The sequence below is a fragment of the Colwellia sp. MB3u-41 genome, from assembly GCF_014076845.1.
In the GTDB taxonomy this organism is placed as follows: domain Bacteria; phylum Pseudomonadota; class Gammaproteobacteria; order Enterobacterales; family Alteromonadaceae; genus Colwellia_A.
This window is the reverse complement of sequence record NZ_JACGUT010000082.1, coordinates 461,061-480,635: the sequence shown is the minus strand read 5'-3', so window position 1 is coordinate 480,635 and position 19,575 is coordinate 461,061. Positions and strand designations below refer to the sequence as shown.

The following is a 19,575-nucleotide window of genomic DNA, read 5'->3' as shown; positions in this document are numbered from 1 at the left end:
GGATTATTCAATGATGAATAGCGGCTGGTCAAATTCTATAGCGTCTTCGTTACTCGCTAGAATTTCTTTAATAACCCCCGATTTGTCAGCTTCAATTTGGTTCATCATTTTCATTGCCTCGAGAATACATAAAGTATCACCCGCATTTACATGTTTACCCACTTCTACAAAAGAGGGCGAATCAGGAGAGGCTGAAGCGTAGAAGGTACCTACCATTGGAGAGCGCACTACATGACCTGAAATAACAGCAGGTGTAGGTGGCGTATCATTGCCAACTGGAGCAGCAATTGGAGCAGGAGCTGAATGCATCATTGGCGCGGCTTGTACTAAGGTACCACCACGGCAAATACGTACTGACTCTTCACCTTCAGAGATTTCTAACTCGTTAATACCTGATTCTTCTACTAATTCAATTAATTTTTTTATTTTACGAATATCCATTTGAATACCTTTTTATCAATGTGTAATGTTTATTGTTAATAGAACCACTGAATATCAGCCATTCTCTGTTGTTTATGCGTTAACTTTTATGTTGAGTTAACCATGCATACGCAGACCCTAATGCATATTTATAGCCATCTGCGCCTAAACCACAAATAACACCTATAGCTTTGTCTGATAGATACGAATGATGTCTAAATGACTCTCTGGCATGGACATTTGAAAGGTGAACTTCAATAAATGGAATGTCTACACAAAGAAGAGCGTCACGTATCGCTATACTTGTATGGGTGAATGCGGCTGGGTTGATCACAATAAAGTCAATTTCATTATGAGCATTATGTATTTTTTCTATAAGCAGGTGTTCGGCATTTGATTGCAAATGGCTTAACTCAATTCCCAGTGGTAAAGCTTGTAACGTTAAATTATCAATAATATGGGTTAATGATTGCGCACCATAAATTTCAGGCTCACGTTTTCCTAACATATTTAAGTTAGGGCCATTTATCACTAAAACTTTAAACTTTGTGGTCATGTTCTGAGAAAAACCTATTAAATAGCAAATTAACAAATATCATCACATAAAAACTACAGTGATGGAATAGATAATAACAAAATCGAACATTTCTGCTGTTAGGCGATTATTATAGTGTTTTCGCAGAATATAGCAGCAAAATACTGGTCTGATCACTTAGAGGACATTTTTTATTGATAAGCCAACAATAAAGTTTTGTATTTTAGTAAAAATTTACTACACTATAACTGTCTATATTTATTAGTTAATTCATTGGCTTAGAGTTTTTATATAAAAAGTAACAGGAAGTATGCTGTTATGTATTAAGTCACTTATTATAAATAGTTACTACTGTGTACTTGGCTAGGTAAAAAACTATCCGCTTCCATTAACAAGGATTTAGTTATCAACCAAATTATCTATAGGTTAATGGTGCTTGTCATGCTTTTTGGCAGTCCTACAATCTCTGCTGTTGAAGTTATTACCAATAACAGCGCTGATATTGCGTCAATAAAAACAACTCAGCTGCGCCGTATATATTCTATGCGTCAAGTCAAATGGGCAAACGGTGTTCCAATTACCATTTTTGTTTTATCGAGCACAACTAAAATTCACCAACAATTTTGTAAAGAAACCCTGCGTTTATTCCCTTATCAACTTGACCGTATTTGGAACAAGTTAACTTTCTCAGGTATGGGCATTGCACCCACCATTGTTTCGAGTGAACAAGAATTAATACAGGCTGTTAAGTCAACAACAGGTGCTATTGGTTATATTGAAAATATTAATGAGGTAAGTGATGTCAATCGGCTTGAAATTGATGAATAAAGTGAATTATAAATTAATATGTTTATTAGTATTACTGACATTCAATGTCATTGCTGAAGATGACCATTCAGCGGAGCCTTTAAAAATACATGGTTTTGTTGCTCAAGGTGTTATCGATGTTGATGGCAGTAATTTTGTAAATGACGATGGTGAACTTTCGCTAAAGTTAACTGAAATTGGACTTAACACCTCTTATCAATTGTCTGATGACTTTCGCTTTGCTGCACAAGCTGTCTATTTAAATGGTGGTAATCGCTACAACGAAGGTTTGCGTGTTGATTATTTTTTAGTAGATTGGAACGCCTATAGTTCAGAGCAGTTACAGGTTAATTTTTTTGTAGGGCGCTTTAAAAACGCTCACTGGCTTCATTCAAGTACGCGTGATATTCCTTTTGAACGACCTTCAATTATTTTACCACAAGGCCTTTATTTTGACGGTTTTCGTGACATCGCCGTTGGAGGTGATGGCGCCGCATTAAAGGTAGCCTATAGCAATGATGAATATGGTGAATTCGATTTTAATTTTAGTCGTGGTAAAAGTCCTATTAAAAGCAAGGATGCAGAAGTTATGCTTAGTGAATTTTCTCAGGGTAATATCAAACATGAGCTTGATACACAAGCAAGTGTTTATTGGCGGCCAGGATTTTCACAATGGAAGTTTGGTTTAACTTTATTAGATTCAGAGTTTAACTATAAAAGTGCAACTTTTGATTTTTTTGTTGATGGTCGATTTCGATTTCAAAACTATACTATAAATGCTGTTTTTGAAGGGGAGCAATGGAGATTTACTTCAGAGATTTTGCAAACAAGGTTTTTAACGGAAGGCTTTTATGCTCAACCATTTAATCAAGACAGTATGGGTCAAGGGGGCTACTTTCAAGCTCGCTACAAAGCTGATCAACAACTCACACTGATTGGTCGCTACGAAAAATTTTATACAGATAAAGATGATAAAAGAGGTAATAAGTTACAAGAACAAAGTGCTGGATTAGTGCCGAGCTATTTTGGTTATCAAGATGACGCCATGATAGGATTTTCATACAACTTTTCTGATAACTTTAGAGTTAATGCTGAATACCACTGGGTAAAAGGCACTGCTCGACTTAACCCTATTGTTTTACCCAATCCTCAAGCAAACAGTGAACACTGGAAAATGTGGGCTGTACAATTAATGTATTGGTTTTAAATGATGAAAAAAATATTTATTAGTGTTCCTATTAAATTATTAGTGTTAGTCATTGGTGCTTTAATACTATTGAGCGCTATTTTTTCTTATCAGTCTTTATCAAGATTAAATCAAGAATTTACACAATATCAAAGTGACACCTTAAGAAAAGGGCATGCACAATTTACCGTACAAAATAACGTTTTGCGGCAGCAACGACGTATATGGCTGGAATCTTTTTCAGACATTGTCCGTTTAAAAGAGCAACAAAATTTTGATGTGTTAACCCAAGAATTTTATGCACAATTTGATACGTTACAAATGAATCAAAATGTTGAAAATGTTTGGTTAGTTTCTGACAATAATGAACAACTATATCTGTCTAATCCGATCCCTAGGTTTGTTCAGGCGAGTATCGAAAATGTACTCGAACTTCAACAACCGGAACATTCATTATTTTGCCAAGCGCAATGCGTGCAGTTAATAACCGTACCGGTATTAAATGGCAAAGGTGATATGGCCGTTGTCGCGATGACAGTTTCACTTGTTGATATGATTTTTGATATTAATCAAGCGCTTGAAAATGAGTTGGCAATTGTCAGCTTTTCTCGTGTTGATAACCTTTTATCAGCAACAGATAGTGCGGTGACGCTTAAACTTGCAGACGCTCAGTTTATCACCTCTACAAATACCTTACTTGTGAGCGAATTGTTTGTTGCTAACCAGAAAAATTTTAACAGCGAAACCATTAAAACCCAAGGGATAGAAGCCTCTGTAGATGATAACAGTTATCTTATTAATTTAATTCCAATCGCTAATGTTAATGAACGATACTACTACCTTGCTCTTATTGATGATGTCACCGCCTTTACTCGAAAATTTCAACATAATCGCCAGCAATTTTTGATTTTTACGCTCGTTATTCTTATTGCATTAGCTATTGTTGTCCACTTTGTTGCGAGTCCCTTTACACGCCGTTTACTGGTGTTATCAGATGTTCTACCTTTACTGGCAAAAAAAGAATTTGATCGATTTCGTCAAACAGACCTTCAAAGAAATGGTAAATATATTGATGAACTAGATATTTTGGCAAATGCGGCCACCGAGTTAAGTTTTGAACTTGAACAATTAAACATTGAAGTTGATCAAAAAACGAAGGAACTCGAAAATATTGCCATGTATGATTTATTAACGGGGTTACCTAACCGTAATATGTTGAACTACCAACTTCGTAAAGCGTTTCTCAATGTATCACGCAGTGATGGACAAATTGCCGTTTTATTTTTAGATCTCGATGACTTCAAAAAAGTAAATGATAGCCATGGTCATACCGATGGCGACAAGTTGTTAATTCAAGCGGCTAATCGTTTGCGCTCGAGTATTAGGGAAGTTGATATGGCTTGTCGTTTTGGTGGCGACGAGTTTGTTGTCGTTCTTGGGCATATAGACCATGAAAATGACGCAGTGCTTGTTGCAGAAGAAATTTTAGAGGCGTTTAAAGCACCGATAAAAATACAAAATAGCCTTTTTTATGTGAGTACAAGCATTGGAATCGCTTTTGCTCCTGAAGAAATGACTAAGTCAGAAGATCTCATTAGCTATGCAGATATTGCTATGTACGAAGCTAAAGATGACGGTGGCGCCAAATATCATATTTACCATGAGGAAATGTATAAAAAAGTTGCGCTTCGGGTGATGATGGAAAGTGAAGTCAGGCAGGCATTAGCCAAAAATCAATTTAGTTTAAGTTTACAACCTCAGTTAGATGCAAAAACAAAAAAACTATACGGCTTTGAAGCGTTACTTCGTTGGCAGCATCCTGAGCGAGGTATGGTTTCGCCAGAAGATTTTATTCCTCTTCTTGAAAATTCTCAGCATATGGTTGAACTGGGTTATTGGGTGATCAGGCGTTGTTTTGAGCTCTGCCAAACATTTATCGATAAGGGCTTAACAGATGTTCGTATTGCGATAAACTTGTCGGCAGGGCAATTTGCCGATCCTCATCTAACCCCTTATTTAATCGATTTACTTGCTGAGTTTTCGCTCGAAGCAAGTCACTTCGAGCTAGAGCTGACCGAGCAAACTTTAGTAAAAAATATTGATAGTGCAATTGAAATGATGAATGGCTTGAGGGATGTCGGTTTTAGCTTCGCTATTGATGATTTTGGCACCGGTTATTCGTCCTTAGCTTATTTGAAAAAAATGCCAGTCGACGTTATTAAAATAGATAAAAGCTTTGTTTTTGGCATGTTAGAAAATCGAGCTGATTATCAAATTATTATGTCAACCATTGCTATGGTGAAAAACTTAGGGTTGCAGGTCATCGCAGAAGGTGTTGAAACGAGTGCCCAGTTACGCAGTTTAACGGAAAACGACTGTGATATTATTCAAGGTTACTACTTTTCTAAACCTATTCCTGAAATACAACTGATGGAATTTATTGACACAAAAATTGTCAACGGTTATTGGAAAGTATCAGCACTTTAACCCGCAGAGCTGTGCGAGTTAAAGTGTGCTTGTTTATTGAAGGCGAGGGGTTAGAGAATTTTCTGTAAGTGTTCAGTAAATTCTTCAGCGCCCATAAAGCCCGTTACCCTCTGCTGAGTTAACTCTTTACCTTGTTGATTAAAAAATAAAATAGAAGGTAAACCTAAGACTTGGTACTTTTTAGCGAACGCCGCATTATTAACAGAATCAAACTCAGTCATATCAACTTGCAGTAACAGGGTATTGTTGAGCACTTCCTGTACTGAAGGTGCATTGAACGTATATTCTTCAAATTCTTTACAAGCGATGCACCAGTCAGCATATAAATCTACCATCACGGTTTTTCCTTGTTTATTCGCTTGCTCTACTTCCATTAATAATTCAGTCAGTGTTACTACCTTCGTAAAGTGTTTTTGTAACACTTGTTGATTGATTGCGGCAACTTGTTGGCTAGGATTGATTAATTGATAAGCTTGATTAGCGCCAAAAAATATCATTACAAATATCACAATGCTTCTAACACCAAACCAAAAATTATTTTTTGTCTGTTGATTAACCGTATAAAAATAACCTGCGCTTGATAAGACTAATATTGCCCACATGGTTTGTGTCACAACTTCTGGTAAAAATCTTTCCATTAAAAAGATAGGTACAGCTAATAGTAATAAACCAAAAACATTCTTAATTACGGTCATCCAAGTTCCTGCTTTTGGTAGTAACTTACCACCAGAACTTCCTAAGACAAGTAACGGAATACCCATACCTAAACTTAACGCGTATAACGCTGAAGCACCTAGCCAAATATCACCAGACTGCGATATATATAATAAAGCACCTGTTAAAGGAGCTGTAGTGCAAGGTGATGCCACTAAGCCAGAAATTGCGCCCATAACAACAACACCAAAATATGAACCTCCTTTTTGGCTGTTACTGATGTTATTTAATTTATTTTGCCAGCTACTTGGTAGTGCAAGGTTAAAAATGCCAAACATAGAGAGTGCTAAAAATATAAATAAAACACTTAGCACAATTAATACAGCAGGGTGCTGAAACATTGCTTGAAATTGTGCGCCAGCTAATGCAACTACAATACCTAATAATGTGTACGTTATTGCCATACCTTGCACATAAGCAAACGATAAACGAAAGGCTTTTGCTGTAGAAAGTTTGTCGCCTTGACCAACAATAATACCGGTCAAAATAGGGTACATAGGAAAGACACAAGGGGTAAATGAGAGCAGTAAACCACCTACAAAGAAAGCTAATAGCGTTAGCCAAATATTATCACTTTTTAACATGTCAGCTAGTTGATGCTGCTCGCTAGCACTTTCAACAGTTAACGATGTTGTTTCAGCTTCATTATTAGCCGAGATAGCCGCTAAAACATTGTTAGCATCACTGGCCTTTTGATGACTAAATTTTGATAACTCGACCACTTTACTTTTTGGTGGAAAGCATAAGCCTTTTGCTGCACAACCTTGATAACGTATTTTTATACTGGCGTCATTTTCAACATTAATCAGCTTAATCGTAAAGTTAAGTTGCTCAGTAAATATTTGTTGAACACCAAAAAACTCATCTTCATGGTCTTCACCTTTAGGCAGTTCAAAGGGGGTTATCTCTGCGTTTTCAATGCTGAACTTAAACTGATGACGATATAAATAATAGCCTTTAGCTATTGTAAAGGTGACCTCTAGTTGATCCTCTTTTTGATGGAAATTAAATTCAAAGGCTTCCTCAACACTAAGGAACTCATCATCGTTACTAAATAAAGACGAAGATGAAGTGTCAAAAATTGATTCCTGAGCTTGAGTATGGGGTAATTGTAAAAAGATACTGGTTAAGACCAACCAAAAAAGTAAGACAATTTTTTTCATAACAACTATTTTAAAGACTCATTGATCCAGTTTAAATAACTATTGTCGCCTTGCTGGATGTTCATGGCGATAATTTCAGGGGTATCATAACGATGTAAGCGTTTTATTTCATTAGCTACCTCGTTAAATTTGTCGCTTTGTGTTTTTATGATTAACTGTATTTCTTTGTCACATTCAATCGCATCTTGCCAGCGATAAATAGAGATAACGTTAGGAATAATATTGACACAAGCGGCAAGCCTTTCTTTTATTAAGTGTTGTGCAATAAGTTTTGCATTGTTTATATCAGGGCAAGTACACATTATTACTTGAAACATTAACTAACTTTCCTTAACAAAAGCTTAAGTGCTTTTAATTTAAATGAGTAACTCGTCATTATTCGAAATCCTTTGTTATTACCTGATGCTTGAAAAAGACCTGCTCAACCCCATATATGTTTCATCTTATATCCATTTTTTTAATGAAGAGATTTTAAATGTTTCGATTTTTATTTATCCTTTTTATTGCCGTGCCTATTATCGAAATTATGGTGCTGATTAATGTTGGCGCTTGGCTTGGTGCATGGCCAACGATTGCTATTGTTATTATTACCGCATGGTTGGGCGCAAAAAATGTTAAGCAGCAGGGGATTGCCACCTTAAACTCAGTACAAACCAAAATGGCACAAGGCGACATGCCGTCAGATGAAATCGTTGCCGGATTACTGTTACTGGTTGCTGGCATACTTTTGGTGACCCCAGGGTTTGTTACTGACATTTTTGGATTATCACTGCTGATCCCTAGTGTGAGAAGTATGTTGATCAAGTCAGTGCAGTCACATTTAGTCATGAATCAAAGCGCGGCTGGTTTTACTTATCAAAGTTCAGTGCATACTCAGCAAGAACAGCCAGTTACGTCTGATCCATTTGAACAGGGTTTAGGCACTAAGAAGCCGATTGAACACCACCAAGGTGAAACGCTTGAAGGTGAGTATGAGCGCAAAGAATAAAAAATGTTTTAACGGGGCTTGTGAAGTATTAAATTAGCCCCATCTTTAATTGCAACAAAGTTTTATAACCTTTTATTTTAAATTTATTGAGAGCGAACAAACTCTCAGGAGAAAATTAATGAGCATTCGTCCATTACATGACCGCGTAATAATTAAACGTAAAGAAATAGAATCAAAATCAGCAGGTGGTATTGTTTTAACAGGAAGTGCTGCAGAAAAATCAACGCGCGGTGAAGTTATTGCTGTGGGTAACGGTCGCATTTTAGAAAATGGCGAAGTACGTGCTTTAGACGTAAAAGTAGGTGACCAAGTTATTTTTAGTGAAGGTTACGGCGTTAAAACTGAAAAAATTGATGGCGAAGAAGTTTTGATCCTTTCTGAATCAGACATTCTAGCGATTGTTGAGTCATAGTAACGCTACTGACTTTATATAAACTGTAGGAATTCGTTAGGCTAAGCCTCAACTTACAGTGCATAAATTATTGTAGTCGAACGATGTTCGACAAACTAACAAATATAGGAAGAAACAACATGGCTGCAAAAGACGTATTATTTGGTAATGACGCACGAGCAAAAATGCTACGTGGTGTAAATGTTTTAGCTGACGCGGTAAAAGTAACATTAGGCCCTAAAGGTCGTAATGTTGTATTAGACAAATCTTTTGGTGGTCCAATTATCACCAAAGATGGTGTTACTGTTGCAAAAGAAATTGAATTAGAAGACAAATTTGAAAACATGGGCGCACAGATGGTGAAAGAAGTTGCTTCTAAAGCCAATGATGAAGCCGGTGACGGAACAACTACTGCAACTGTTTTAGCGCAAGCTATCGTTAACGAAGGTTTGAAATCGATCGCTGCGGGTATGAACCCAATGGATTTAAAACGTGGTATTGACCAAGCTGTTATTGCTGCTGTTGAAGCGTTAAAAGGTTTGTCACAAGAATGTAGTGATAACAAAGCGATTGAACAAGTAGGTACTATCTCTGCTAACTCTGACGAAACAGTGGGTAAAATTATTGCAACAGCGATGGAAAAAGTCGGTACTGAAGGCGTAATTACTGTTGAAGAAGGTCAGGCATTAACTGACGAATTAGACGTTGTTGAAGGTATGCAATTTGACCGTGGCTATTTATCTCCTTACTTTATTAATAACCAAGAAAGTGGCACTGTTGAATTAGAAAGCCCGTTCATTTTATTAGTAGACAAAAAAGTAGGCAGCATTCGCGAATTACTTTCTACTTTAGAAGGTGTTGCAAAAGCAGGTAAGCCATTATTAATTATTGCTGAAGATGTTGAGGGCGAAGCCTTAGCAACATTAGTCGTGAACAACATGCGCGGTATCGTTAAAGTAGCCGCGGTTAAAGCACCTGGTTTTGGTGACCGTCGTAAAGCAATGTTACAAGATATTGCGACATTAACGGGTGGTACGGTTATTTCTGAAGAAATCGGTATGGAGCTTGAAAAAGCAACATTAGAAGATTTAGGTCAAGCTAAGCGTGTTGTTATCACCAAAGATAATACAACGATTATTGACGGTATTGGTAACGAAGCTGATATTCAAGGTCGCGTAATGCAAATTCGTGGTCAAATCGAAGACTCATCTTCTGACTACGACAAAGAAAAATTACAAGAACGCTTAGCTAAATTAGCTGGCGGTGTTGCGGTTATTAAAATTGGCGCAGCAACAGAGATTGAAATGAAAGAGAAAAAAGCCCGTGTTGAAGATGCATTGCATGCAACTCGCGCTGCGGTAGAAGAAGGTGTTGTTGCTGGTGGTGGTGTTGCTTTAGTTCGCGCTGCTGACCTTATTAAAGACCTTGAAGGTGCTAACGAAGATCAAACACATGGTATTAACGTTGCGATTCGTGCAATGGAAGCGCCATTACGTCAAATCGTTGCTAACTGTGGTGATGAAGCTTCAGTCGTATTAAACGAAGTGCGTAACGGCACAGGTAACTTCGGTTACAATGCTGGCAACTCTACTTACGGTGATATGCTAGAAATGGGCATTCTTGACCCAACTAAAGTAACACGTAGTGCATTACAATTTGCTGCTTCTGTAGCCGGTTTAATGTTAACAACTGAAGCTATGATCACTGATTCACCAGTTAAAGATGCCGGCGCATCTGCAATGCCTGATATGGGCGGTATGGGTGGAATGGGCGGCATGATGTAAATGCGTAGCATTGCATAAGCTTGCGATGTGACACTTTTAAAGCCTGCAGGTTTTATAATCTGCGGGCTTTTTTGATGATTTTTCATTGCTAATGATTTGTTTAATTCCACCTTGACTAGTTCATCTTTAACTACCCATCCCTGAATACTTTACGCCAGCAAGTAGTGCCATTTCCCTGTGCCAAGTAGCTAAGTCATGGCTATTGAATTTTTCAAAAGAATCGTGGCCACATGCCCTTGCCATGACTGACATTAGTTCGGTGGAGGCTTCGAAAAAGTTTTTCAGCTGAACTGCGGATTTTTCAACATTTAAGCGCTGGCGCAAATCTTTTTTCTGCGTAGCAATACCCGCAGGACAATTATTGGTATTACATATTCTTGCGGCTACACAGCCTATAGCCTGCATAGCACTGTTTGATACGGCGACACCATCTGCACCTAAAGCTAACGCTTTAACAAAGTCGATAGGAACTCTTAAACCACCAGTAATAATTAGCGTGACTCGTCCACTCGCGTCTTGTTCGTCTAAATACTTTCTAGCACGAGCAAGGGCTGGAATTGTTGGTACACTAATGTGATCCCTAAACATTTCAGGTGCAGCACCTGTACCGCCACCTCTGCCATCCAAAATAATGTAATCAGCACTGGCATCTAATGCGAATTGAATATCTTCTTCGATATGATTGGCACTGAGTTTAAATCCAATGGGAATACCGCCGGTGACTTCACGCACACGGTTGGCAAAATTTTTAAAGTCTGCGGCCGTATGTAAATCTTTAAACGTTGGTGGAGAAATGGCGGGGGTACCTTCCTCAATACCGCGAACTTCGGCAATTTTACCTGTATTTTTGTTACCGGGTAAATGACCACCTGTTCCCGTTTTTGCACCTTGTCCGCCTTTAAAATGAAATGCCTGAACATTTTTGAGTGTAGACTTATCATAGCCAAATCCTGCACTTGCCAGCTCGTAAAAATATTTTGAGTTCGCTGCCTGCTCTTCAGGTAACATTCCACCTTCTCCTGAGCAAATACCTGTTCCTGCGAGTTCCGCCCCGGTTGCCAGAGCAATTTTAGCTTCTTCAGAGAGTGCGCCAAAACTCATGTCCGATACAAACAATGGGATATCGAGTTTAAGTGGTCTTTTAGCCATAGGACCGATGACTAACTCGGTATTCACAGGCACATTTTCCATCAATGGTTTGTTGGCCATTTGTGCTACCATTATTTGTAGGTCATCCCAGTGTGGCAGTTGATAACGTGGTACCCCCATTGATGTCATAGGACCATGATGCCCCATTTTAGACAAACCTTCTCTGGCCAGTTGATGAATCAATTCAACGGTTGGCTCTTCCTTGGTTGCGCTAGCAGTCGGCATATTACTTACGTTGCTTGTTTGAATTTGAACACCGGGCCCTTCTTTGCCCACTTGCTCTTTATTAAACTTTTTATGACTACCATCACAAAAAGGGCTATTACCCGTATGTTTACATTGGCATAAATAGGCATCTCCGCTTTCTTGGGCGGTAAAAGGTTTGGGTGTAAAGTCAGTTCCCGCATGAGAGCCGTCGCAAAAAGGTTGGTTATTTGATTGGCCACAGCTACAAAAGTAATATTCTTCCCCTTTATTAAGGCTCACTTTTTTGGGCACTATCGCTGCAATTATAGGGTTAGTCATTGTTGTTTCCTTTTCTAGTTGTTGTCTATATCTACTTAATTTTAGCTTTGCTTATCAAAGGTTATTTTCTTTAACGTTCGGTCTTTTTTAACAAAATGATGATATAGCGCTGCCATTGCATGCCCAAGTATTAATAGCCACACAAGCTACGAGTCTCAGTGACAACGCTATTTTGTTTATCCGGTTTAAGCATATTCATAGTTAACGCTCAGTATTAATAACGTATTTATTATCGACCTTTACTATGCCTCTAAGTATTTTAATAAGAAAAAGCGGGCTTTAATCCAATGGGCACAATACCGTGTGGATTGCGTAATGGGCTGGCCGAGTTATAGCCTTTACGATACACATCAAGTTCAATGGTTTTGCCAACATTGGGTAAGTTAACTACATCCTGAAGGTATCGAGATAAATGAGGGTAATCCCTTAACGCTCGCAAATTACATTTGAACGCAGTGAAATACCCAACATCAAAACGTACCAGGGTGGGTAATAAACGCCAATCAGCTTCGGTAATATTGTCACCTAAAAGGTATTTGTTAGTCGATAAACGCTGCTCAAGTTTATCAAGGGCGGTAAAGACTTTGACAACAGACTCATCATAAGCACCTTGTGTTCTGGCAAAACCTGTTTGATAAACCCCATTATTAATATTTTGATAAATGTAGTCATTAAGCTCATCAATTTCCTGGGCTAATGCGTCTGGATAAAAGTCCTGAGCGTCACCAGTAATTTCATCAAAAACACGATTAAACATGCGAATGATTTCCGATGATTCCGTACTAACAATCTTATTCTGCTGTTTATCCCAAAGCACCGGTACGGTCACACGACCACTATAATCAGGGACAGCTTTTACGTACAATTCATGTAGGGCCGATAATCCCAGCAGGGTATCTGTAAAGCGAGGGTTAGCACTTGTATCATCACTAGTAAATACCCAACCATTTTCGGTGCGTAACGGCTTAACCAGTGAAAGCGAAATAACGTTTTCAAGTTGCTTAACACTTCGATAAATTAAAGTGCGATGCGCCCACGGACAGTTAAGTGCAGCAAAAAGGTGATAACGATCGGCCTCTGCCTTGAAACCACTTTCTCCTGAAATTCCGGCACTGCCATCAGCGGTGATCCAGTTTCGACATTTTGCCGTGCCTCGTTGAAATCGACCCTTGGCAGTTTTATATTGCTGTTGCTCAAACGCCAGCAGCTGTTCGTCATTTAACCACTTACCATCAACTAATTGACCCATGATTTACGCTCTGTATGTTTTTTTTCGGCAGAAAAATGCTCACGACCATGCGCTGTATTAAAGTCAATTAATGGCCCTGAAGGTATGATGCGCGTAGGATTAATCGTTTCATGGCTTGCGTAGTAATGCGCTTTGATATAATCCATTGCCACAGTGTCAGCAATGCCCGGTACTTGGTACAAATCTCGTAGATAACCCCAAACATTTGGGTAATCAACAATACGGCGTAAATTACATTTAAAATGACCCACATAAACCGCATCAAAACGCACTAATGTCGTAAATAGTCGCCAATCGGCTTCAGTGATAGTATTTCCGGTTAAGTAACGATGGTTTTCTAGACGTGCTTCTAAGGTATCAAGGGCATCAAAGACCTCAACCACCGCTTCGTTATACGCTTCTTGAGTGGTAGCAAAGCCAGCGCGATAAACACCGTTATTAATGGTTGGATAAATGAAGTCATTTAATTCGTCGATTTCAGCTAATAATGCTGGCGGTGAAAAATCTCCAGGTAATGCGCCCACTTCATCAAATGCTGAATTAAACATGCGAATAATTTCAGGAGACTCATTACTGACAATAGTATTGGTTTTCTTATCCCATAAAATGGGAACCGTTACACGACCCGTATAATCCGCTTGAGCCGCCGTATAGATTTCATGGACGTTCAAGGCATTATGAATTGGATCAGCTACTACGCCTTCACCGGGTGCGAATGTCCAACCTTCATCGCCCATAAAAGCATTCACTACCGACATTGAAATCATGCCTTCCAAGCCTTTAAGTTTGCGATAGATAATGGTGCGATGTGCCCAAGGGCAGGCTAATGATACATATAGATGGTAGCGGCTGGGCTCAGCTTTAAAACCGCTAATACCTGATGGGCCAGCACTGCCATCTTTTGTTATCCAGTTACGAAAACTGGGGGCTTTGCGCTCAAAGCGGCCACCGGTTGATTTTGTGTCGTACCATTCATTTTGCCACTTGCCTTCAACTAAAAGTCCCATTGTCTACTCCTAAAATTCTTCGAATATAAAATTAGCTATATCAAGGGCAATAGAAATTACCACCCTTCGTAGTTCATCAATTAAGCAGACTTTTTGTTAGCACGATTATCAAGTGAATAATCACCTGCACCATGAACAAATAACGTTAAGAAACCACCTGCAATAGCGATATTTTTCATGAAGTTAGTCATCTCTGCTTGATTGCTAAAATCGGCATGAAAAAGTATTGCAGACAACACAGTGAAACCAGCTAATGCAAGGGCGACATATTTTGTTTTCCAACCTAAAATAATCGCTAAGCCGCCAAGTGCCTCAGTTAAAATAACCAGTGGTAGTAAAAAGCCTGGAACGCCCATTGCCTCCATGTAACCTTGAGTGCCTGCATACTGTGATATCTTTGTTAGTCCTGACATAAAGAACATGATGGCTAAGAAAAAACGACCTGTTGGTGCTGCAAAAGTTTGTAATGTATTCATGATAAATCTCCAAATTTAGTTTACTAAAGTTTTTTTATTGCGGCCGTTTTAGGTCTTGCTCAAAACGACTTGTTGTGTTGATGAGGTAATCTTATTAGTAAACTAAAAGTGGATAAACATAAGATAAAAGAAATCATTGTTTCCATTTTGAGAATAATATTTTGGTGCGGTGGTAAACATATTTTTGACTAAGACTTATCTTAATAAGGCTTGTCACCAAATTTTTCAATTAGGAAGTCGATCAAACTACGTACTTTAAGCGGTAAATGCCTATTGGGTGGGTAAACGGCATAAGCATGTATGGTTTGCAGTTGATACTGTTTTAACACAGGGACTAAAGTTTGCGTTGCCAGCGACTACCAGACGATAAAGTTGGGTAAGTAACTGGTCCCGTGATTGGATTCAGCTAAAGATTTAAGAAAGTCTCCATTATTAGCGATAAAATGCGGCTCAAGATACACAACTTGTTCTTTACCGTCCTGAGTTAAGGATATAAGGCCATTTTGATTGGGGCTGCCATATTTAAGTATTTTATGTCGCCTGAGATCTTCAGGGCTCTTTGGCTCGCCATGTAATTTTAAATATTTGGGGCTAGCACATAATACATATTTAATAGGGCTACTTTTCTGGCCTGCATGGAAAAATTATCTAATTGACCAATACGAAATGCCAAGTCTACGCCCTGCTCAATAATATCTATTTTTTGATCAGAAAAATTAATCTTCAATTTTAAATCAGCATGCTCTTTCAGAAAAAGATCAAGTGCCGGAGCCAAGTGACTAAGCCCAAATGATAAAGGTACGGCAATATTTAGCGTTTCTTGTAATGCTCTTGTTCTTTTATAAGTTTGGCTATTTAACTCTTCAACGTCATCAAGAATTAATTTACTGCGTTGATAATAATGTTGGCCAGCTTAGGTAATACTAGCCATGCGGGTGGTGCGATTTATTAACTTGATACCAAGTTTGTGTTCTAGTGAGGCTAAACGTGTGCTCACCGCTGATTTAGCAATATTCATTTGCTCAGCAGCTTTGTAATGACGCCCGTTTCAACAATACGCAGAAAAATATGTATATCTTCAAGCTGTCCCATATTACCTCCAAGGCGTTTACGAAATTAGTGTTTCCTTTTAGTTAACTATATTCCCAGTTAACTAGTGTTTATTCCTTATATGCTAATAATTATCAGCTTTTCATCAAGTTCTAAGCATTAACTTGCGATTAAAAACAGGTTTATTAAAATAAGCATGAGTATTAATATGTTTCAAACCATTCAAAAAAACCATCAGAGCGCTTATTCCTATTGTGAGAGCGCAAAATACAGACTAACTTGAACATACATACTTTACATAAAATATCCTTAGTATCACTTTCTCTATTCATCAAACTATGAAATCATCTATATGCATTGCATAGGGTTGCATGATTCAAAGGGGATAAAGTGGGGTGCCATTTTCAATGTTCTATAGCCTAATGGACGGCATGATGTAAAGTAAGGTCTAAACTCTAAATCTATACAGCTCTAATCATTTAGATGAAAGCCCGAATAGCGATATTCGGTTTCTTCAACCCTATCTAGCTTTCTGGTAAAAGCATATATTGTCAAATGATTATTCTCTAAAGAAGGATAAAATGAAAAGTGTAAACTACCCAGGTGCTCACTGTGGGCTTGGTTTATGCTACGTTATTGATTTCGAAAAGGGATCTTCTACTTTTATCAACTAATCAACTAATCAACTAATTAAGTTTTCCTTTTACAAAAAACCATACATATCGGCATTATCCATATTGCAGGTGGATGTATAATTATGTTGCCTGAGTAATTAATATAGGGAGGAAGATTATTCATACTTATGTCCTTAATATAACTTTATGATATCAAATGAAAAAATATCAAGTTGATACGTCATAAACTCTAAACGTTATATTTTGTAAAAACAAATTTTTTGGTAGAGATAAATATCATCCATGTGGATCCTTACTGACTCTTAACTTTTTGGAAAATATAAATAAGATCTATACTATATTTTTTCTGTTATTAGTTAATATTTCTGCTAGATGTAGACCTACAATCAGTAACAACTAGGCTTTTTTATAGTCGTATTAAGTATCAAGATTCAGAAAATTATATTTATGGGTAATGATAAAATATTTATGAAATAGGTCTTTGATAATATATTAAAAATAAAAACATTATAATTTTTCATGTTATTCATAAGAAAGAGCGTAATGTAAGAGCCTATACCGTTGAATAGAGGTATTGTTCATTGAAATTAATCTATTGCATGCTTATAGTTAATGCTAAGGTTTTTTGTGGACTTCAATATAATATGCAGGTGTTTCCTTCACGCTTTTCTTTAACGTTTGTAGCTCCTTTCTTTCTATTATCTTTTTTCTCTTCTGCCCAGATGCAGGACGTACTAGTTGTAAATGAACAGAGCGAATCGGCGTCAAACGTAGTTTTAGTATTATCAGAACCATCAAATATAATCCCAAAGCCACATCCGATGTTGGAAGTCATCGTGGTAACGGCACATAAACGCACTGAAAATATTCAAAGGGTGCCGGTTTCAATATCGGCTTTTGATAGCCAATCATTGTCGAGCTTGGGTATTCTCTTGCCATCAGACATTGCTCAACAAACGCCAAATCTACAGGTATCACAACCTTATGGAGATGCGCAGCCTATTTTCACATTACGTGGCATTAGTATGACGGATTTTAATACCAATCAATCTAGCCCTGTTGGTATTTATGTTGATGAGTCACCAGTTGAGGCATCTTTTATGCAAGCTTCACAGTTGTTTGATATTGAGCGTGCCGAAGTTTTACGTGGTCCTCAAGGAACGTTATATGGTAGAAACACGACCGCTGGCGCTATCAATTTTACGAGTAGAGTCCCTGAATTTGAGCGAAATGCACGCTGGTATTTATCCTACGGCAATAATAATAACCTTCGCGTTTCAGGCGCAGGTGAAACCGTATTTCTTGATGATACTTTGGGACTAAGAACCGCTTTTACCTACAGCGACAGTGATGGGTTTTATGAAAATAACTATGAAGGCGCTGAAGATTTGCGAGAAATTAACAATTGGGCGCTTCGAACCTCGTTACGTTATAAAACAGAGTCGATTGATGCAATATTACGTTTACAGTCGGGTAAAACGCTTGGTAATACGGCGGGTATTATTGCTAAAGGGCGAGGCCCAAATGGTTATGATGTGGCGGGCTTTTTTAGTGGTGGCGTAATAGAACAACGTATTGAACAGAACTATGATGACTTTGAAGGCTCTGAAGATAAAGTGGGTACCTATAACACAGAAACAGATAGTCTTAATTTAACCGTAAAAGGTGCATTGACAAAAGATATTGATTATACCTCCGTGACAGCATGGTCGAAGGGTAAAGCGTTAAATGAAAACGGCGATGGTTCACCTGTCTCAATTCTTGAAATAGATTGGAGTAGTAAGATTGAACAGTGGTCACAAGATCTACGTTTAACGACCAATTTTGAGGGCGATCTTAATGCTATTGTTGGTGTGTTTGTTAGTCACGATAAAATGAAAATTCAAAATGACCTGAGCTTTTTGTTATTCACTGAGTCTTTAGGAGTGCCTTTTGATCCTTCTCTAGCGACCAGTGGTTTTACAGTGGGTCAACGCTATCAACAACAGCGTGATTCTCAGGCTATTTATACGCATTTAACCTACGACATTAATGAGTTGTTAGAAGGTTTTTTGGGCGTGCGTTATACCAAGGATAAAGGAAGACTTTCTAATGTACATTCATGGGTGGGCGATTATGATGCTAATCACGCCTATGACTTAATTGTAGATCAGCCATCTAAGCGTTACAACGATGACAAAGTAAGCGGTAGTATGGGGTTGAAATATCAATTATCCGATGAGTTTATGCTTTATGGTAGTTATAGTCAGGGGTATCGCAGTAGTGCTTTCAATGGTGGTGCAACCTTCAGCACAACTGAATTGACAATAGCTGAGCCTGAAACGGTAGAGGCTTACGAAATTGGGATAAAGTCTCGTTGGTGGGATAACCGCTTACAGTTTAATGGTGCGCTATTTCACAATAATTATAAGAATCAACAACTGGTTAATATTGTTGGTGCTGTACGATTTCTGGAAAATGCAGGTAGCTCGTACATTGATGGTGCAGAATTAGAGTTTCGTGCGCTACTGTCCGAAGCCTTATCAATTAATATAGGTCTTGGTTTACTCGATACAGAGTATAATGAACTTAGCTTAACAAACCCGGCTACAAGTTTACCCGTTGACCTTTCTGGTAACCAATTACCTTCGGCGCCCAGTGTAAATATGAACATTTCTGTAGATTACATTGCGGCTAGGGGGAGTTGGGGAGAGGTATCAATACACTTTAATAGTCAATATGTGAGTAAACAGTGGTTCTCTGCTTACAATGATGACTATGGGTATGAGGGCATTAAAGCAGACGGTTATATGCAGTCAAATGCTAGGTTTACTTGGTCGTCTGCAAATGAAAGTTATGATGTATCACTGTGGATTAAAAATATTGAAGAAAACAATGAGCCCGTTTATGCCATTAATGCACAGCAAACGTTTATGTTTGATTATTATATTATGCCAATGCCTCGGCATTTTGGTCTTGATGTAAATTGGCGATTTTAAAAACCTCTGCTATTTAACTATTGCTGTTTAG

Annotated in this window: 16 protein-coding genes and 1 pseudogene; 7 read left to right on the top strand and 10 right to left on the bottom strand. The window is 38.1% G+C overall.

Annotated elements, in window-relative coordinates:
• Positions 1-3: 3 nt before the first annotated feature.
• On the bottom strand, positions 4-441 hold the full coding sequence (accB, locus tag H4J73_RS15965) for an acetyl-CoA carboxylase biotin carboxyl carrier protein (RefSeq protein WP_182177343.1): 438 nt from the start codon (positions 439-441) through the stop codon (positions 4-6).
• A 79-nt stretch (positions 442-520) separates the two neighbouring features.
• On the bottom strand, positions 521-976 hold the full coding sequence (gene aroQ, locus H4J73_RS15960) for a type II 3-dehydroquinate dehydratase (protein WP_182177341.1): 456 nt from the start codon (positions 974-976) through the stop codon (positions 521-523).
• A gap of 420 nt (positions 977-1,396) precedes the next feature.
• Here aroQ and H4J73_RS15955 point away from each other — a divergent pair, with 420 nt between their 5' ends.
• From H4J73_RS15955 to H4J73_RS15945, 3 genes are read left to right on the top strand one after another with little or no spacing between them, the layout of a single operon-like run.
• Positions 1,397-1,783, top strand: a complete 387-nt coding sequence (locus tag H4J73_RS15955; protein WP_182177339.1) for a hypothetical protein — start codon at positions 1,397-1,399, stop codon at positions 1,781-1,783.
• A gap of 1 nt (position 1,784) precedes the next feature.
• Complete coding sequence (locus H4J73_RS15950) at positions 1,785-2,969, top strand: hypothetical protein (protein ID WP_182177337.1); 1,185 nt, start codon at positions 1,785-1,787, stop codon at positions 2,967-2,969.
• A complete protein-coding gene (locus tag H4J73_RS15945; protein WP_182177335.1) occupies positions 2,970-5,435 on the top strand; it encodes a bifunctional diguanylate cyclase/phosphodiesterase in 2,466 nt (821 codons plus the stop codon).
• 50 nt (positions 5,436-5,485) lie between these two features.
• Here H4J73_RS15945 and H4J73_RS15940 read toward each other — a convergent pair whose 3' ends face one another.
• Both H4J73_RS15940 and cutA read right to left on the bottom strand, forming a co-directional pair.
• Positions 5,486-7,312 (bottom strand): protein-disulfide reductase DsbD, encoded by a 1,827-nt coding sequence (locus H4J73_RS15940; protein ID WP_182177333.1) that lies wholly within the window; start codon positions 7,310-7,312, stop codon positions 5,486-5,488.
• Positions 7,313-7,317: 5 nt separating this feature from the next.
• Positions 7,318-7,629 (bottom strand): divalent-cation tolerance protein CutA, encoded by a 312-nt coding sequence (cutA, locus tag H4J73_RS15935; protein WP_182177331.1) that lies wholly within the window; start codon positions 7,627-7,629, stop codon positions 7,318-7,320.
• A 158-nt stretch (positions 7,630-7,787) separates the two neighbouring features.
• Here cutA and H4J73_RS15930 point away from each other — a divergent pair, with 158 nt between their 5' ends.
• From H4J73_RS15930 to groL, 3 genes are all read left to right on the top strand, one after another.
• Positions 7,788-8,300: an FxsA family protein gene (locus H4J73_RS15930; RefSeq protein WP_182177329.1), complete on the top strand. Its 513-nt coding sequence runs from the start codon at positions 7,788-7,790 to the stop codon at positions 8,298-8,300.
• 118 nt (positions 8,301-8,418) lie between these two features.
• Complete coding sequence (locus tag H4J73_RS15925; protein WP_182177327.1) at positions 8,419-8,712, top strand: co-chaperone GroES; 294 nt, start codon at positions 8,419-8,421, stop codon at positions 8,710-8,712.
• Positions 8,713-8,831: 119 nt separating this feature from the next.
• Positions 8,832-10,475, top strand: coding sequence for a chaperonin GroEL (gene groL, locus H4J73_RS15920; protein ID WP_182177325.1), 1,644 nt, complete (start codon positions 8,832-8,834; stop codon positions 10,473-10,475).
• Between the two features lie 126 nt (positions 10,476-10,601).
• Here the strand turns inward: groL and H4J73_RS15915 are convergent, their stop codons facing one another.
• From H4J73_RS15915 to H4J73_RS20650, 6 genes and pseudogenes are all read right to left on the bottom strand, one after another.
• On the bottom strand, positions 10,602-12,149 hold the full coding sequence (locus H4J73_RS15915; RefSeq protein WP_182177321.1) for a glutamate synthase-related protein: 1,548 nt from the start codon (positions 12,147-12,149) through the stop codon (positions 10,602-10,604).
• A gap of 259 nt (positions 12,150-12,408) precedes the next feature.
• The gene (locus H4J73_RS15910) at positions 12,409-13,398 is read right to left on the bottom strand and encodes a glutathione S-transferase family protein (RefSeq protein WP_182177319.1); all 990 of its coding nucleotides are present in this window, start codon (positions 13,396-13,398) and stop codon (positions 12,409-12,411) included.
• A complete protein-coding gene (locus H4J73_RS15905; RefSeq protein WP_182177317.1) occupies positions 13,386-14,405 on the bottom strand; it encodes a glutathione S-transferase family protein in 1,020 nt (339 codons plus the stop codon). The genes H4J73_RS15910 and H4J73_RS15905 overlap by 13 nt, the downstream gene beginning before the upstream one ends.
• Positions 14,406-14,485: 80 nt before the next feature.
• Positions 14,486-14,881, bottom strand: a complete 396-nt coding sequence (locus tag H4J73_RS15900) for a DoxX family protein (RefSeq protein ID WP_182177315.1) — start codon at positions 14,879-14,881, stop codon at positions 14,486-14,488.
• 356 nt (positions 14,882-15,237) lie between these two features.
• Positions 15,238-15,656 (bottom strand): annotated as a pseudogene (locus H4J73_RS20655) (substrate binding domain-containing protein).
• Between the two features lie 138 nt (positions 15,657-15,794).
• A complete protein-coding gene (locus H4J73_RS20650) occupies positions 15,795-15,899 on the bottom strand; it encodes a LysR family transcriptional regulator (protein ID WP_259367855.1) in 105 nt (34 codons plus the stop codon).
• Positions 15,900-17,387: 1,488 nt separating this feature from the next.
• Between H4J73_RS20650 and H4J73_RS15890 the strand changes: the two genes are divergently transcribed.
• The gene (locus tag H4J73_RS15890) at positions 17,388-19,544 is read left to right on the top strand and encodes a TonB-dependent receptor (RefSeq protein ID WP_182177313.1); all 2,157 of its coding nucleotides are present in this window, start codon (positions 17,388-17,390) and stop codon (positions 19,542-19,544) included.
• Positions 19,545-19,575 lie beyond the last annotated feature (31 nt).

Coding starts and splice junctions, on each gene's coding strand:
- H4J73_RS15890 (WP_182177313.1), top strand. CDS start 17,388: ATGTTGGAAGTCATCGTGGTAACGGCACATAAACGCACTGAAAATATT.
- H4J73_RS15955 (WP_182177339.1), top strand. CDS start 1,397: ATGCTTTTTGGCAGTCCTACAATCTCTGCTGTTGAAGTTATTACCAAT.
- H4J73_RS15925 (WP_182177327.1), top strand. CDS start 8,419: ATGAGCATTCGTCCATTACATGACCGCGTAATAATTAAACGTAAAGAA.
- H4J73_RS15910 (WP_182177319.1), bottom strand. CDS start 13,398: ATGGGTCAATTAGTTGATGGTAAGTGGTTAAATGACGAACAGCTGCTG.
- aroQ (WP_182177341.1), bottom strand. CDS start 976: ATGACCACAAAGTTTAAAGTTTTAGTGATAAATGGCCCTAACTTAAAT.
- H4J73_RS15905 (WP_182177317.1), bottom strand. CDS start 14,405: ATGGGACTTTTAGTTGAAGGCAAGTGGCAAAATGAATGGTACGACACA.
- H4J73_RS15900 (WP_182177315.1), bottom strand. CDS start 14,881: ATGAATACATTACAAACTTTTGCAGCACCAACAGGTCGTTTTTTCTTA.
- H4J73_RS15915 (WP_182177321.1), bottom strand. CDS start 12,149: ATGACTAACCCTATAATTGCAGCGATAGTGCCCAAAAAAGTGAGCCTT.
- cutA (WP_182177331.1), bottom strand. CDS start 7,629: ATGTTTCAAGTAATAATGTGTACTTGCCCTGATATAAACAATGCAAAA.
- H4J73_RS15945 (WP_182177335.1), top strand. CDS start 2,970: ATGATGAAAAAAATATTTATTAGTGTTCCTATTAAATTATTAGTGTTA.
- groL (WP_182177325.1), top strand. CDS start 8,832: ATGGCTGCAAAAGACGTATTATTTGGTAATGACGCACGAGCAAAAATG.
- H4J73_RS15930 (WP_182177329.1), top strand. CDS start 7,788: ATGTTTCGATTTTTATTTATCCTTTTTATTGCCGTGCCTATTATCGAA.
- accB (WP_182177343.1), bottom strand. CDS start 441: ATGGATATTCGTAAAATAAAAAAATTAATTGAATTAGTAGAAGAATCA.
- H4J73_RS20650 (WP_259367855.1), bottom strand. CDS start 15,899: ATGAATATTGCTAAATCAGCGGTGAGCACACGTTTAGCCTCACTAGAA.
- H4J73_RS15940 (WP_182177333.1), bottom strand. CDS start 7,312: ATGAAAAAAATTGTCTTACTTTTTTGGTTGGTCTTAACCAGTATCTTT.